Genomic DNA, 16441 nt, shown 5'->3' on the forward strand with positions numbered 1-16441 from the left:
TTGCCACCCGCGATCATGATCGCTGAAGATTTCATCTGTTCATGTCCGGCAGGCGAACCTATCTCGAAGATATGCTGCGCCAGTACGAACTCGTAGAACGGGTCAAGGAATACGACCCAGATGCCGACGAGGCGATGCTGAACCGCGCCTATGTCTATACCGTGCAAAAGCACGGCACGCAGACCCGCGCGAGCGGCGATCCCTATTTCAGCCACCCGGTCGAAGTTGCCGGCTTGATGACCGACCTCAAGCTCGACCAGGAAACGATCGCCACCGCGCTACTGCACGATACGGTCGAAGATACGCTGGCGACGATCGACGATATCGAAAACCACTTCGGCAAGGATGTCGCGCGGCTGGTCGACGGGGTGACCAAGCTGTCCAAGATCGAGCAAATGCCCGAGAACGAGCGCGCGGCGGAGAACCTGCGCAAGTTCCTGCTGGCGATGAGCGAGGATATCCGTGTGCTGCTGGTCAAGCTGGGTGACCGGTTGCACAACATGCGCACGCTGCATTTCATCAAGAAACCCGAGAAGCGCCAGCGGATCGCGCGCGAGACGATGGATATCTACGCCCCGCTGGCCGAACGGATCGGGCTGTACGAATATATGCGCGAGATGCAGATGCTCGCCTTCGAGCAGCTCGAGCCCGAGGCTTACGAGACGATCACGCAGCGGCTCAACCAGATCCGCAGCGAGGATGGCGGACAGGTCGATGCGATCGCGCTCGACATGAAACACGCGTTGTCCGAGGCGGGCGTCACCACCGAAGTGTCGGGGCGCGAAAAACATCCCTATTCGATCTGGCGCAAAATGGCCGAACGGCATGTATCGTTCGAGCAGGTCACCGACATCATGGCCTTCCGCATCATCTGCGAGGATGTGGCCGACTGCTATCGCACGCTGGGGGTCCTGCACACGACCTGGCAATTCCTGCCGGGCAAGTTCAAGGACTATATCTCGACGCCGAAGAACAACGGCTATCGGTCGCTGCACACCTCGCTGATCTACGGCAAATCGATGCGTGTCGAAGTGCAGATCCGCACGCAAGAGATGCACCGCGTGAACGAGTTCGGCTTTGCCGCACACTGGGCGTACAAGCAGGACGACCGGCCCGACGGACAGGTCGGCTGGCTGCGCGACCTGATCGAGATCGTCGACGCGAGCCACGATCCCGAAGAATTGCTCGAACATACGCGCCTGGCGATCTACCAGGATCGGATCTTCGCCTTTACCCCCAAGGGCGCGCTGTTCCAGCTGCCCAAGGGCGCGACCCCGGTCGATTTCGCCTTTGCCGTGCACACCGATCTGGGCGCACAGACAGTCGGTGCGAAGATCAACGGGCGGCACATGCCGCTGCGCACCCAGCTCAACAATGGCGACGTGGTCGAGATCATCAAGAGCGACAATGCCGATCCGCAGCTGAGCTGGCTGGGCTTCGTCGTGACCGGCAAGGCACGCGCTTCGATCCGCCGCGCCGTGCGCCTCAAGGAACGCGCCGAAGTGGCGGAAATCGGGCAGAAGCTGTTCGACGAGATCGCGCTGCGTGTGCCCGCCAAGATCGGCAAGAAGGCGCTGCGCGAGGCCTTGAAGCGGCTCGATATGGAAGAGGAGGAAGACCTCTATTACGCCATCGGTGCGGCCAAGATCGAGGATCGCGCCGTCATGGAAGCGCTGGTCCCCGGCTGCACCGCCGAGCTGGAAAACGAGCCCGACTGGGCCAAGAGCGGCAGGGCGCTGTCGATCCGCGGGCTTACCCCGGGGGTCGGCTTCCAGCTGGCCGAATGCTGCCACCCGGTCCCGGGCGACCGGATCGTGGGCCTGCGCAAACCCGGCGAAGGGGTCGAGGTCCATACGATCGACTGCAATCACCTCGCCAGCGGGATCGATAACGACTGGCTCGACCTGTCGTGGGGCAAGCGCTCGCGCGGCGCGGTCGGGCGGCTGCGTGTCACGCTGTACGACCGGCCCGGCACGCTGGCCGAAATGGCGGGCATCTTCGCGCAGAACCACGTCAATGTGACCAGCCTCGAGCAGACCCAGCTCGACCATCCCTTCACCACTTACGAGATCGACCTCGAAGTGCAGGACGTGCCGCACCTGACGCGCATTCTCAGCGCGCTCAGGGCCAGCGATTCGATCGCCCAGGCCGAGCGCGTATGACCGGCGTGCTGGGCATCGACCATGTCCAGCTGGCTATGCCGCATGGCGGGGAAGACCGGGCCCGCGCTTTCTACACCCTTCTGCTCGGCATGCGTGAAGTGGCCAAGCCGTCCAACCTTTCCCCCGCCGGATGCTGGTTCGAATGCGGAGCGGTGCAGCTACACCTAGGGGTCGACCCCGATTTCCGCCCGGCGCGCAAGGCGCATCCGGCGTTGCTGGTTGCCGATCTGGCCGATTTTCGCGCCAGGCTTTCGCAAGCGGGGTCAATCGTCAGGGAAGGCAAGCCGATCGCGGGCTATCACCGCTGCTTTACCGAAGACCCTTTCGGCAACCGTATCGAGTTGATGCAGAAGCTCTAGACAGGTCGCAGCGTGACCGCGACCGGATCACCCTCGGCGAGTTTCTCGGCCTTGCGCACCGGCGCCTTGACCGGCAGCATCCAGCCGCCCTCATCGTGCGGAAAGCATGATGTTTGCCAGACGGTTTTCCCGATGCATGCCTCGACCTTGAGCGAGCGGAAGCCGCGCTGGCCCCCCAGTTCGAGCCGCCGCATCGCTTCGGTTGCCGACAGCTCCTCGCCAGCATCGCCGTCCAGGGTCACGAAGAACCAGCTGACGCCGTTCTTCGCGGTCCACCGCCACAGCGGCGCGGTGACGGATACACTCTCGCTCAATCGGCCATCTGGCGCACGGGCACCGGAATGTTGCAGATATCCGCGCCGCCTGCGGCATGGATGAAGAACGGGTCGCGGCGGTTGGCGCGCGCTTCGGCATATCGCGCGAAGGTTTCGCCTTCAGTGGACAGATATTCGAACGCAGGACGCTGCGCTGCGGGCAGGTCGCTGGCGACGCGGACCGAACGGATCGGCATACGCTTGCCCGCCTCCTCGGCAGTGTAGAAGCCCAGCGCACCCGAACCGCGCGGCAGCGAAGACAAGTGCTCCATCCCTTTCAAGATGCGACCGACCAGCGCGATATTGCGGTCGAGATGGCGCGGTGCATGGCCGATCACGGTGTAGAGCTCTGCGCCCGATCCGGTGTCGGGCGAATAGCCGCGTCCAACGCCGACCATGCCGTAGCAGTGGACGGGAAAGCTGCGCACAACTTTGGTGTTTTCGGCAATCTCGATACCGATGGGCCACCCTTCGGAGAAGGTTGCGATGGCAGCATAACTGTCACTGAGAGCCGGTTTCGGATGCCAAAGCACGATCGCGTCTTCATCGGATTCTGCCCCACGGGCCGAGTTCACATAATCGCTTTCTGGCATGGTCCGGAGACCTTCCGGCAGCGGTTTAGCCTCGCCCTCAGCCTCGGGATTGTCGTAATTGGGATCGCCCCATTGGACGACGTAATTGTCCTGCACGCGGTTGATCGTGATGCCGTCATACCATTCGGCGCGCGCTAGCGTGCGGATGTTCTCGACCCAGCCTTGCGAGAACGGTTCGGGCATCAGCTGGATCACCACCTGACGCGCGCTGCCGTCCGTTGCCGGTGCGAGCGTCATCACCAGCAGGTCCTCGGGCGCGATGTCGACCCATGCATCGCGCGGGGCCTCGGCAACGATCTGGCCCGGGGACGGCGCGGCTGCCTCTTTCTGCGCCATCACGGGTGAACCCAGCGCAAGCAGCGCGGCGAGCGGGAGAAGCGATCTGGTCATGGCGGAAGGGGTGCCACTCGCGCGGACAAAACGGAAGCCTTATCCGATCGTGGGGGAGGCCAGCGCAAGCGCGCGCCGCTGGCGCACTGAGTTGCATAACCAAAAACCCCCTCTCGCACATTGAAGGGGCGGGAGGGGGCTTCGAGACGGTGTTCGCAGGGGATGCCTGATCCGCGCAGCACCGTCGTTAAACCGGCTTGTACCATGAAAAACGCCTGCCCGACCATCCCGGTTCCGCAGCGGCTTGCGATTCCCCTGCAGCGCCGCTAGACGCGCGCCTTCCTGTCAGCGCTATCGCCGCGCCCTCTGGGCGTCGGGATCGGTAGGCCGGACAGGAATGCGGAGCAGTGGCCGAGTGGTCGAAGGCGCACGCCTGGAAAGTGTGTATACGGTAACCCCGTATCGAGGGTTCGAATCCCTCCTGCTCCGCCACCTTCTGCTACCAATTATCACGCTATCCCGCTTCTCGTCTGGAGAAGGGTGGCTGCGGCGTTACCCGCATTAGTGTTTCTCCAACCGCATACCGACCCTCTCACGCGCTGCGTAAATTGGTATGACAGAAGATAACCGATGGGTATGTTATTACGGTTGACATATCTGGACTAGGCATTATCCCAAGCAACATAACAAAAACCCTTGGGAGGGAATTATGTCGAATACCGTCGATGGCGGCCGTTTGGCCGTGTGCAATGCTCGTTCTCTGACTCGTTTTCTTACCGGTACCGCGCTTGCGGCCATGGCGCTTCCTGGCGTCGCGGCGGCGCAGGCGGTCGAGGAAGATGCAGGTGTCGTCGACGAGGTGGTGGATGATGAATTCGCGAATGCCGCCGCTGATGGCGACGTCATCCTGGTCACGGGGATCCGCAGTTCGCTGCAGAGCGCGCTGACCGAGAAGCGCGATGCCGCAAGCCTGATCGAGGTCATCCAGTCGGAAGATATCGGCAAGCTTCCCGACCAAAACCTCGCCGAAGTGCTCGAGAATGTGACCGGTGTGCAGATCACGCGCGAAGCCGGTGTCGGCACCGGTGTGCAGATTCGCGGTACCAATGACAACCGCATCGAAATCAACGGGGTCTCCACCGTCGGTTCGGGTACCGGCCGCGGCGGGATAAATTTCGAGGACGTCAACGCCGCAATCATCGCTTCGGTCGAAGTGATCAAGGCGCCCGAGGCCAAGACGGTCGAAGGTTCGGTCGGCGGGACGATCAACCTGCGCACCATCCGCCCGCTGGATTTGCGCGAGCCCTTGCTCGTCGTGCGCGCGCAGGGCGAGTATAGCGAGTTGTCCGACGGCATCTCGCCCCGCTTCGCCGCAAGCTTTGGCGATGTTTGGGAAGTGGGCGGGGGCGAAATCGGCGTTGTGCTCGCGGGTAGCTACTCGAAGCAGGAAGCGACCTCGTTTCGTCCGCGTGTCGACCGCGACAATGTCGTACCCGCTGGTGGTGCGGTCACGGCGGGCGGCGCGGCAGGCCCGACCACGCCCTTCCTCGGCATCCAGTTCCTCAACCAGGAGCTGGAGAACTTCGAGTACGAAACCATCAATTTCGCCGGCAGCCTCGAGTGGGCTCCGAGCGACAATGTGAAGGTCTATTTCGACGCGATCATCAACGATCAGGAGCGCCGGCAGGACAGCTCGCGCGTGCAGGGGTCGGGCGTCAGCGCGCTCATCGGCAACAATGTTCCGGACACGTTCGAAACGGTCGATTTCGGCTCGCTCGACGGGGTGGCTCTCGGCAGTATCGATGCGGCCGAATCGGGCACCATCCAGCCGAATCTCGCGGTCGACGAAGACGACCCCAACCTCCGGTTCTCGAGCGATACCGGCGCGCGCCTGACCGACAGCAAGATATTCCGGCTGGGGACCGAATTCACTACCGGGCGTTTCTGGGGACGGGTCGAGGCATCGACCTCGCGGTCGGATTCGCGTAGTCCGGACCTCAGCACCACGCTGAATTTCATCAATCCCAATACGCCGACCAACGGGACCAGCAACGACAATGCGGTGCCGTTCCGCTACGACCTGTCAGGCGGGGCGCTGACCTTCGGCATCGACTTCGATTCGCCGTTTGCGCCTACGGTCGAGCAATTGCTCGATCCCAATAACGTCGTGCTCGACGCGGTCACGGTCGGCAACAATCGGACCGAGAACAAGGAAGATGCGTTCCGGCTCGACGGTTCGCTCGATCTCGACGGGTTGACCGGCTTCTTCACCTCGTTCGATGCCGGCTACCGCTATAACAAGACCTCGACCAATTTCGATCTTGTCCGTTCCAGTTTCGGAACCAGCGCGATTGATTCGAGCCCCAACGGCTCGGCTTTTGCCGATCTCCTGGTCCCTGGACCGAGCAATTTCGGCGAGTTCGACGGGCGCGAATTGGCATTTCGCAACTTCCTGTTGATTGATCCGGATCGCGCATTCTCGGATCCCGATGGCACGCTGGAGACGCTGCAGGCCGTGCTGCTGCAGACGCCGAATATGGTGGTCCTGGACGATGCGTCCTCGGATCCGGCAGGCTTCTTCGACATCAGAGAGACCACGCATTCGGTCTATGGCCAGCTCAATTTCGAAGCAGGCATATTGCGCGGCAATGCCGGGGTGCGCTGGGTTACGAGTTCGGTGGAATCGCTCGGCAATAGCGTTGCCGACGGCGTGGTTACGCCGGTCACCGCCCAAGGGAACTATGCAGAGTGGTTGCCGCGGGTCAATCTGAGCGCCGAACTCACGCCCGATCTGGTGTTGCGTGCCAGCTATACCGAGGACATCAATCGGCCGGACTTCAACGATCTGTCGCTATCGGTGAATTTCCCGACAGGGCCGAACAATGCCGTGGCGATCGGCAATCCGAACCTCGCGCCCGAAACGGTACAGAGCTACGATGCCTCGCTTTCGTGGTATTTCGCGCCCGCCTCGGTCGTCAGCGTCGGGGTCTTCCACAAGAAGCGCAAGAACCTGTTCGTGACCCAGCTCGAAGATGCCTTCGAAGATGCCGATGGCTTCCGCGATATCACTGCGCCGTGCGAACAGGGTGGCATTTTCAATCCGCTCCCTGATCGCAACGTGCTGTCGCCCGTCCCGGGCAACGGGCTGTGCGTCCCGATCCAGACGACTATCAACGATACCGGGAGCACCACGCAGACCGGGATCGAGGTTGCCGTCCAGTATGATTTGTCGCAGTTTGAAAATACTCTCGGCTTCGCTTCGGGCTTCGGCATCCTCGCCAATTACACCTATCAGGACTTCGGAGGTGGCGAGGCCACCAACGAGGCCTCGGGTCGCGGCGAAGACATCTTCCAGGCGATCAACCCCGGGATTGCAACGCCGGTCACCGCGGTCCAGGGCCTGCTCGATTTCTCGCCACATGCGTACAATGTGACGCTTTATTATGAGAAGTTCGGGCTCTCGGCGCGGGCGCGTTACACCTGGCGGGATTCTTTCCGCACGCTCGACACCGCGGGCGGCGCGACGCTCAACAGCACGCTGGGCTTCCCGGTCGTGACTCGCGCGCGCGGCCAGCTCAATGCGGGCATTACCTACGACGTGACCGATTGGCTGAATATCGGCGTCGAAGGCGTGAACCTGACCAAGTCGAAGATCGAGCAATATTGCGTCAACGACGGGGCCTTGCTTTGCTTCCAGGGCCTGCCCGACCGCCGGATCACCTTCGGCGCTACACTTAAACTCTGATCAGCGCGGGCCACAGCGCAGGATCAAGCAAACCGCCGGTGCCGCATCTCTCTCCCGGCATCGGCGGTAATGCTGTCTGGTCAGAGCCTCGCAGAGTGTTTAGGGAAATTGGTATAGTATCGAGCGGCTGAACTTATCGGAGACACGGGCGCATGGCCAATAAGAGACTCTTCCAATCTGTCGCAGAACAGATCGCTGAGTTGATCGACCAGGGCGCCTATCCTCCGGGGACAAGGCTGCCGGGCGAACGCGAACTGGCCGAGAAGCTGGGCGTCAGCCGCGTGACCATCCGCGAGGCGGAAATCGCTCTGCAGGCGGTCGGGCGGCTCGAAATCAAGACCGGATCGGGCGTCTATGTCAGCGAGAAGAAACCCGCGAGCATCGGTGCGCTGCCGCAGGCGAGCGCGTTCGAGGTGACCGAGGCGCGGCTGATGATCGAAGCGGAATCGGCAGCGCTGGCGGCGCATAACATTTCCGAAGAAGGGATCGCCAAGCTGGAGCGGCTGATCGAGCAGATGAGCTCTCCCGATGAGGAAGCGGCCAATGCCGCGGACGAACAATTCCATCTCACCATCGCCGAAGCGTCCAATAATGCGGCCATGGTCCATACCGTCAAATCGCTGTGGCAGATGCGCGAAGGTCTGCCCGAGGTGAAGGCAACCTATGAAGCGGTCTGCGTCCATGATGCTGCATCGCGCACCGAAGAGCACCGCGCGATCTTCGACGCACTGAAGGCGCGTGATCCGGGCGCTGCCCGTCAGGCCATGCGCGAGCATTTCCAGCGCCTGCTGGAATCCATGCTCGAGGCGACCGAGCGCCAGGCGCTTGAGGAGGTCCAGCAGCGTGCATCGCGCAGCCGCGAGCGCTTCCTCGCCGCCTCCAAGTTCGGTTAAGCCAAACTGGTATTACAAATAAATTCGATTCTATCAGTCCAGATTGATTGACAAGACGGAAAGGCTCCGTATGGTTTGCGCATAACTATACGAAAGGGCTGAGGGATGTTTGCAGGGCGTAGCCTTGTTTGCGCGATATTGGGGCTTGCTGCCGCGCCTGCCGCAGCAGACCAATTTCTCGTCCATGATCAAGCCGACTATGCCCGCGCATTGAAACGCGCGGAAGCGGGCGACACGATCATGCTGGCCGATGGCGAATGGCATGATTTCGACATGGTGGTGACCGGGTCCGGGGATGAGGACGCACCGATCATGGTCACCGCGCAAACCAAGGGCGGGGCGATCCTGACCGGTCGGTCGAGCCTGAGGATCGGTGGTGAATACCTCCTGGTGTCGGGTCTGGTATTCAAGGACGGTTACAGCCCGCGCGGCGAAGTCATCGCTTTTCGTGTGAGCGAAGACAATCTGGCCCGCCACAGCCGCGTCACCGAAGTAGTGATCGATGGCTTCAGCAAACCCGATCGCTACGAATCCGATTACTGGGTCGGCATCTACGGACGCGGCAATCGCTTCGATCACAACCATCTTGTCGGCAAGACCAACAAGGGGGTTACGCTGGCGGTCCGCCTCGATAGCGAGGAAAGCCGCGAGAACGCGCACCGCATCGATCACAATTATTTCGGTCCGCGCCAGTCGCTTGGCTCCAATGGCGGCGAAACGCTGCGGATCGGCACCAGCCATTATTCGATGTTCAATTCGAATACACTGGTCGAGAACAATGTCTTCGATCGCACCGATGGCGAGGTCGAAATCATCTCGTCCAAATCGGGCGGCAATATCTTTCGCGGCAATCTCTTCCTGCGCTCGCGCGGGAACCTGACGTTGCGCCATGGCGACGGCAATCTCGTCGAACGCAATGTCTTCATGGGCCATGGCAAGGATTACACCGGCGGTATTCGCGTTATCAATCGCGACCAGATCGTGCGTGACAATTACATGGAAGGTCTGCGCGGCACGGGCTTTTCCAGCGCGCTGGCGATCATGAACGGCGTGCCCAACTCGCCCGTCAATCGCTACGTCGAAGTCGAAAATGCGCGAGTGACGAACAATTCGATCCTCGACAGCGCGCGTATCGGGTTTGGCGTCGGGGCCGACGAGGAACGCTCCGCTGTGCCCAGCAAAACGGTGTTCGCCGGCAATCTGATGAGTGCGAGCGGGAGCGATGCCTTCATCACGGTCGACTCCCCGGTTTCGGGTATCACTTTCAGCGATAATCGGGTGCTTTCCGGCGATATTGATCCCGCGCTATCCGCGCTCAAGAGCGGCGCTGCCGAACTGCTTCGCGCGGAGAATGGGCTGCTTTATCCAGCTGATCCGGCGCTGGCGGGCGTGGGTGCGCCGCGTGATCTGGCACCTGTTGCGCTCGAGGATGTCGGGGTGACCTGGTATGCCAAGCCGGACGATGGCAGCCCGTTCGGCGCGAGCGGGACCGTCACCCCGGTCGCGCCCGGCAACGACACGTTGGTGGACGCAATTACCGCGGCGCAATCGGGCGATGTGCTTGAACTCGCGGCGGGCCGCTATGTCGTCGAACGCACGATCGGTTTGGACAAGGCGGTGACGCTGAGGGGCGCGGGCGACGAGGCCACGGTTATCGTCTTCGCACGCCCATCGCTGATCGAACTGCGCGAAGGCGCACACCTCCAGCTCGCCAATTTGCTGATCGACGGCGAACTCGCCCCGGATTCGGTCGGCAATTCGGTAATCCGGACCACGATCTACCCAATCCAGTCGAACATGCAGATCGAGATGGATGGGGTAGCGGTACGCAATCTGACGGTGAATAAGTCCTTCAGCGTACTGACGCTGGGCAAGAGCACTTTTGCTGACCGCATTAAGATTAGCAGGAGCAGCTTTTCGGATATTTCCGGAGCGATCGTCTCCGCCGCCGCCGAGACCGAAGATTACGGGCAATACAATGTCGAATATCTCGACATCACCCGCAGCAGCTTCGCCAATATCGGCGGTCCGGTCGCCGATATCTATCGCGGAGGCCGCGACGAAAGCACCTTTGGCCCTGCGGTCACGATCGCCCGCAACACGTTCGTGAACGTCGGCCAGGCGGCCACCAATGGCTTGAGTGCATCGGTGAATCTGCACGGCGTCCAGACCGCGACCATTGCAAGGAATGCGTTCACCGCGTCGGCTCCGCTGCGCGTGGTCCATACGGTAGGCACGCCGATGACTTCGGTGGCCAAGAACAGCTTCACCGACACGCCCGCACCCGTGCTTGTCGAACTTGTGTTCGACGGCGAACCGCGCGTTTCGCTCGCGGACAATGCGTTCGGCGGGGTGGGGGTCGAATGAGGCATCTCCTGCTCCTTTTCGCCGCGATCATGCTGGCGATGGCCGGTCTGATCGCACCCATCAGTGCCACGGGGCAGGATGTCGCCCAATCCGATCTACCGCCGCTTTACCGCGCGGAGATGACGCGGGCGCAGACTTTCGTGTCGGAGATGATGGAGCAGGGCGTTGTGGTGCCCGTGCCCCAGGACCCGGGCGGGGGCTACACGCATGAACAGCACAAGCGGAACTACCGGGCGATCTATCTGGCGGGGCAGCTTTATCGCATCACGCGCGAGCAGGCCTATGCCGATTACGTCCGCGATATGCTGCTCGCCTATGCCGCGCTTTATCCGACGCTTGGCGATCACCCCGCCAAGGCGAACCAGAATGTCGGCCGTATCTTCTGGCAGGTGCTCAACGATGCCGTCTGGCTGGTCCATGCAGTGCAGGGATATGGCGATATTCGCGACGGGCTGAGCGATGCCGACCGCACCCGGATCGATGAGGACGTGTTCCGCCGCGCGGCGCATTTCCTCTCGGTGGAATCGCAGCGGACCTTCGACCGCATTCACAACCATGCGACCTGGGCCACCGCCGGTGTCGGGATGACCGGCTATCTCCTCGATGACCAGGACCTGATCGACCGCGCGCTGCTGGGATCGGACAAGACCGGTACCACCGGCTTCCTGCGCCAGACCGAACTGCTGTTCTCGCCCGACGGCTATTATACCGAGGGTCCGTATTACCAGCGCTATGCGCTGATGCCCTTCATGGTATTCGCCGATGCGATTGCGCAGAACGATCCCGATCGCCGCATTTTCGCCTATCGCGACGGGATCCTGCTCAAGGCGCTGCGGACCACGATCCAGCTCACCTACGGGGGCTATTTCTTCCCCTTCAACGATGCAGTTCGCGACAAGAGCCTCAACACCGACGAACTCTATCACGGTGTCGCCATTGCTTATGCCGAAACGCACGATCCCGGGTTGCTGGCGATCGCCGAGTGGCAGGACCGCACCATCCTGACCGCCGACGGGCTCGAGCTTGCGCGCGATCTGGCTGCAGGCAGGGCGCAGCCGTTCGACTTCGGTTCGATGCTGCTGTCTGACGGACCCGAAGGCAAGCAGGGCGCGGTGGCCATTTTGCGTCATGGCGAGGGGCCCGATCATACTGCGCTTGTTGCGAAGAACAGCTCGCAAGGCATGGGCCACGGCCATTTCGACAAGCTGAGCTGGCAATTCTACGACGATGGTCACGAGATCGTGCGCGATTATGGCGCCGCACGCTTCCTCAACATCGTTGCCAAGGATGGCGGGCGTTACCTCCCGGAGAACGAGAGCTGGGCCAAGCAGACCGTCGCGCACAACGCGCTGGTGGTGAACCAGGCGAGCCATTTCGGCGGCGATGTGGATCTGGCCGACAGGCACGCCCCGACGCAGCTCCATTTCTCGGCAGAACCTGACCTGCAGGTCAGCACGGCGCGTATCGACAGCGCCTATCCGCAAGATCATGTGACCATGCTGCGCACGCTCGCGCTGCTCGATGTGGCGGGGCTCGAGGCCCCCGTGGTGGTGGACCTATTGCGCGCCGAGGGTGAGGGCGGGCTGACCTTCGATCTGCCGCTCCACTATTCGGGCCACATCGTCGAAACCGGCTTCGCAGCCGACCGCAATCTGACGGGGCGCCCGGTGCTAGGCGCGGACCATGGTTACCAGCATATCTGGGTCGATGGCACCGCCGTACCCAACGCCGACGAGGCCTTCATGACCTGGATCCTTGGCGGGCGCTTCTACACTTATCGTTTTGTGCCGCAGCCCGGCGCGCAAACGATCCTCGGCGAAAGCGGCGCGAACGACCCGGCCTTCAACCTGCGCCGCGAACCGCTGGTGATCCAGCGCGTGTCAGGCGCCGCCGATGCGACATTCGTCAGCATGCTTGAGCCGCACGGGCTCTATGATGGGGCGACCGAGCAGACTGTCGACAGCCGCAGCCTGATCGCCTCGCTGCGCCACGAGAAATACAACAGCTACGATCTGGTGATCGTCGAAACCAAGGGCGGCGAACAGACCGTTCTCGCGATCTCCTATGACGACGACCCTGCCCAGCGCCACAACGCGACCGTCGATGGTCGCACGTTGAGCTGGACGGGCTTCGCCGCGCGGATCGAGCTCGACCAGGAGAGGAACTGACATGGCCACGAAAGTGCGCGAACACAGCGAGGCCTTCGTTGCGGCCAACAGGGTCGCGAAAGAAGACCTTGGCGGCGGGATCGCCCGCCAGATTCTTGGCTACGGCCCCGATCTGATGGTGGTCCGCGTATGGTTTGAAAAGGACGCTGTGGGCGAAGTCCATGCGCATCCGCATAGCCAGTCGACCTATGTCGAAAGCGGTCGCTTCGAAGTCGTGATCGACGGCGAGAAACGCGTGCTCGGCGCGGGTGACGGCTTCTATGTTGCGCCGCATCTCGACCATGGCGCGGTATGCCTCGAAGCGGGTGTCCTGATCGACACCTTCAGCCCCGCGCGCGAAGACTTCCTAGGACGGGGAGACTGACCGTGATGAAGGGCAAGCTCCGCTACTGGATCGTCGCATTGGTCGCGCTGGCGACCATCATCAATTACATCGACCGCGGCGCGCTGGCGGTGCTGTGGCCCGAGATTTCCGAAGAACTCGGGCTGACCAAGGTCGAATATGCGATCATCATCAACGTCTTCACCTTCGCCTATGCCTTCGGGCAGACGATCTTCGGCAAGATATTCGACTGGATCGGCGTGCGGCTGGGCTTTGTACTGGCCATCGCGGCATGGTCGCTCGCAACGATGCTCCATGCGGTCGCCAGCGGGCTGACCAGCTTCGCCGTATTCCGCGGGCTGCTGGGCGTCGCCGAGGCGGGCAATTGGCCCGGGGCGACCAAGGCCAATGCCGAATGGTTTCCGATCAACGAGCGGGCCCTCGCGCAAGGCATCTTCAATTCGGGCGCGGCAATCGGCGGGATCGTTTCCGCCCCGATCGTCGGGCTGCTGTTCGTCTTCCTCGGCTCGTGGCAGGCGACTTTCATCGCCATCGGCGTGTTGGGCCTGCTGTGGCTGTTGCCCTGGCTGATCGTCTACAAGAGCGGACCCGAAGCGCACCCCTGGATCAGCGAGGAAGAGCGTCAGTTCATCCTCACCGGCCAGCGCAACAAGGATGTCGGCGAGGTTGCCGATTATGCCCCGGGCTCGGGCGAGATCCTCTCGCGCAAGGAAAGCTGGGGCGTGATCATGGCGTCCTTCTTCCTCGATCCGATCTGGTGGCTGTTTGTCGGCTGGCTGCCGCTCTATCTCTACGAAACATACGGCTTCGGGGTCGAAGAAATCGCCACTTATGCTGCGGTCCCCTATGTCGGCGCCATGTTCGGTGCCTGGTTCGGCGGACTGCTGGCGCAGAACCGTATCAAGGCGGGCTGGACGGTCAATCGCACGCGCAAATCGGTGATCGGCCTTGGCGGGTTGATCATGCTGGTCGCGCTGCTGGCCACGACGCAGGCGGCCACGCCGTTGATCGCCGTGCTGTTGATGGCGGTCATCCTGTTCGGTTTCCAGACCGCGGTGGGCAATATCCAGACGCTGCCGAGCGATTTCTACAGTGGCGCTTCGGTGGGGACGCTGGCGGGTTATGCCGGCACCGCTGCCAAGCTCGCCGTCGTCGGCCTCAACTTCCTGATCCCGATCATCACCGTGGACAGCTATGCGCCGGCCTTCGTCGTCGGCGCGGGGCTCGCGATCATGACCGTGCTTTCCGTGCTCGTACTGTGCCCGGAAATCAAACCTCTCAAACCCAGATCCGCCTAGCGCGGCCAACCCAAAGACGGGGACAAATCACATGAAATTCCAAGGCAAAACCGCAATTGTCACCGGTGGCAGCCGCGATATCGGCCGGGCCATCTCGGTCAAACTGGCCAGTGAAGGCGCCAATGTCGTCGTCAATTACTTCAGCAATGAAGGCGATGCCGATGCCACGCTGGCAGCGATCGAGGCCGCTGGCGGCGGCAAGGCGATCAAGGTCCGTGCCGACGTGACCAAGCCCGATGACGTCGCCAAGCTGGTGGCGGCTGCGACCGATGCGTTCGGCGAAGGGATCGACATTCTCGTCAACAATGCCGGCGGGCTGGTCGCGCGCAAGCCGCTTGCCGAGATGGACGAGGAGTTTTTCAACCACGTCATGCAGCTCAATTTGACCTCGACCTTCCTCGCGACCAAGGCTGCGGCCGAGCACATGGGTGAAGGCGGCGCGATCGTCAATCTCGCCTCGCTCGCAGGCCGCGATGGCGGCGGCGGTGGTGCCGCGGCCTATGCGACCTCGAAGGGCGCGGTGATGACCTTCACTCGCGCGATGGCGAAGGAACTGGGTCCCAGGGGAATCCGTGTGAATGCCCTGTGCCCGGGAATGATTGCGACGGCCTTCCACGACAAGTTCACCCCCGATGCCGCGCGCGAAAACGTCGCCAATTCGACCCCGCTGCGCCGTCAGGGCCGGGCGGAAGAAGCCGCGGATGCGGTCGCCTATCTCGCGTCGGACGAGGCGTCGTTCATCAATGGTGCGAATGTCGATATCAACGGCGGCCTCGGCTTCTCCTGAGCGCCGCGCAAGTCGGGATCCACGATGACCACTTTCATCTTCGGCGAGGCAATGCTGGAGTATCACAGCCATGGCGGAGCAGGGCTTCGCTATGGCGGTGATACACTCAACACGGCGATCCATCTCGCGCGTGCGGGGCATGAGGTCGCTTATGTCACCGCAGTCGGGACCGATCCGATCAGCGATGCGCTGGTCGCGGCATGGGCGGCCGAGGGTATCGATACGCGCCATGTCCTGCGCCACCCCGATCGCAATCCCGGCATCTATGCGATCCATTTGGACGAGCATGGCGAACGCAGCTTCCTCTACTGGCGCGACCGCAGCGCCGCGCGGGAAATGTTCGCGCTTCCGGGAATGGCAGAGGCGCTTGAGGCGGCGGCTTCGGCCCGGCTCGTCTATTTCAGCCTGATCTCGCTCGCGATTGTCGACGATGCGGGGCGCGATGCGCTGATTACGCTGGGGGGCCAACGCAAACGAGCGCGGCAGGCGGTCGCCTATGACAGCAATTTCCGGCCCAATCTGTGGCCGGACCATGCAACCGCCGCCGCCATATCGCAGCGCGCCGTGCACAATTGCACCATCGGCCTGCCGACCAACACGGATGAGCGTGACCTATGGGGCTCGGACGAAGGGGAAGGCGCCATCGCAAGCCGCTGGGCGGCCGGCGGGTGCGATCTGGTCGCGGTGAAGGCGGCAGAGAAGGGCTGCGTGCTATCGACCTCGGAGGCGGGAGAGCCCGAGATCATTGCCGCAGTGCCAACCGATGTGGTCGATTCGAGCGGGGCAGGCGATGCCTTCAACGGCGGCTTCCTCGATGGCTGGCTGAGAGGCAAGGCGGTCGGCGAATGTGTGGAATCGGGCCAACAAAAGGCGCGGGAAACGCTCGCGCACAGGGGTGCGATCCTGCTCTGAGCGGGAACTCTTGGAATACTTTCTTTGACCGACCTCAATCGGTCGCTGCGTAGCGTGGAGACGCTGAGCGACGTGCGCCGCATCGTCACCCCGTCGAGTCTTGACGGAATAGAGGTCGAGGTCTGGGTGGCCGTGCCGCCCGATTATCTCTTAGGCCCCATCCGATCGTA

At 62.4% G+C, this 16441-nt stretch carries 12 protein-coding genes and 1 tRNA gene; 11 read left to right on the forward strand and 2 right to left on the reverse strand.

All coding sequences use genetic code 11. The features are described from left to right. Positions 1–71 precede the first annotated feature (71 nt). Together N6L26_RS12895 and N6L26_RS12900 are read left to right on the forward strand one after the other, a co-directional pair. Positions 72–2162, forward strand: a complete 2091-nt coding sequence (locus N6L26_RS12895; RefSeq protein ID WP_263607314.1) for a RelA/SpoT family protein — start codon at positions 72–74, stop codon at positions 2160–2162. Continuing rightward, a complete protein-coding gene (locus tag N6L26_RS12900; protein WP_263605955.1) occupies positions 2159–2521 on the forward strand; it encodes a VOC family protein in 363 nt (120 codons plus the stop codon). The genes N6L26_RS12895 and N6L26_RS12900 overlap by 4 nt, the downstream gene beginning before the upstream one ends. Here the strand turns inward: N6L26_RS12900 and N6L26_RS12905 are convergent. After that, the gene (locus tag N6L26_RS12905) at positions 2518–2835 is read right to left on the reverse strand and encodes a DUF1905 domain-containing protein (protein WP_263605956.1); all 318 of its coding nucleotides are present in this window, start codon (positions 2833–2835) and stop codon (positions 2518–2520) included. The genes N6L26_RS12900 and N6L26_RS12905 overlap by 4 nt on opposite strands. After that, positions 2832–3818, reverse strand: coding sequence for a peptidylprolyl isomerase (locus tag N6L26_RS12910; RefSeq protein WP_263605957.1), 987 nt, complete (start codon positions 3816–3818; stop codon positions 2832–2834). The genes N6L26_RS12905 and N6L26_RS12910 overlap by 4 nt, the downstream gene beginning before the upstream one ends. Before the next feature lie 341 nt (positions 3819–4159). Between N6L26_RS12910 and N6L26_RS12915 the strand changes: the two genes are divergently transcribed. The 9 genes from N6L26_RS12915 (at position 4160) to N6L26_RS12955 (ending at position 16271) form a co-directional block, all read left to right on the forward strand. After that, positions 4160–4250, forward strand: a tRNA-Ser gene (locus N6L26_RS12915). 304 nt (positions 4251–4554) lie between these two features. After that, positions 4555–7503 carry a TonB-dependent receptor gene (locus tag N6L26_RS12920; RefSeq protein ID WP_263605958.1) on the forward strand — a complete coding sequence of 983 codons (2949 nt, stop codon included), beginning with the start codon at positions 4555–4557 and terminating at the stop codon, positions 7501–7503. 152 nt (positions 7504–7655) lie between these two features. Further along, positions 7656–8396, forward strand: coding sequence for a FadR/GntR family transcriptional regulator (locus N6L26_RS12925; protein ID WP_263605959.1), 741 nt, complete (start codon positions 7656–7658; stop codon positions 8394–8396). A gap of 105 nt (positions 8397–8501) precedes the next feature. Next, a complete protein-coding gene (locus tag N6L26_RS12930; protein ID WP_263605960.1) occupies positions 8502–10763 on the forward strand; it encodes a polysaccharide lyase 6 family protein in 2262 nt (753 codons plus the stop codon). Beyond that, on the forward strand, positions 10760–12931 hold the full coding sequence (locus N6L26_RS12935) for an alginate lyase family protein (protein WP_263605961.1): 2172 nt from the start codon (positions 10760–10762) through the stop codon (positions 12929–12931). Before N6L26_RS12930 ends, N6L26_RS12935 begins: the two co-directional genes overlap by 4 nt. A gap of 1 nt (position 12932) precedes the next feature. Continuing rightward, entirely contained in the window at positions 12933–13295 is a 363-nt protein-coding gene (locus tag N6L26_RS12940) for a cupin domain-containing protein (RefSeq protein ID WP_263605962.1), read from the forward strand. A 5-nt stretch (positions 13296–13300) separates the two neighbouring features. Continuing rightward, complete coding sequence (locus N6L26_RS12945) at positions 13301–14572, forward strand: MFS transporter (protein ID WP_263605963.1); 1272 nt, start codon at positions 13301–13303, stop codon at positions 14570–14572. Positions 14573–14603: 31 nt separating this feature from the next. Then, positions 14604–15359 (forward strand): SDR family NAD(P)-dependent oxidoreductase, encoded by a 756-nt coding sequence (locus N6L26_RS12950; protein ID WP_263605964.1) that lies wholly within the window; start codon positions 14604–14606, stop codon positions 15357–15359. A gap of 24 nt (positions 15360–15383) precedes the next feature. Then, on the forward strand, positions 15384–16271 hold the full coding sequence (locus N6L26_RS12955) for a sugar kinase (protein WP_263605965.1): 888 nt from the start codon (positions 15384–15386) through the stop codon (positions 16269–16271). Positions 16272–16441: the final 170 nt, after the last annotated feature.

Source organism: Qipengyuania sp. SS22, assembly GCF_025736935.1.
Classification (GTDB): Bacteria; Pseudomonadota; Alphaproteobacteria; order Sphingomonadales; family Sphingomonadaceae; genus Qipengyuania.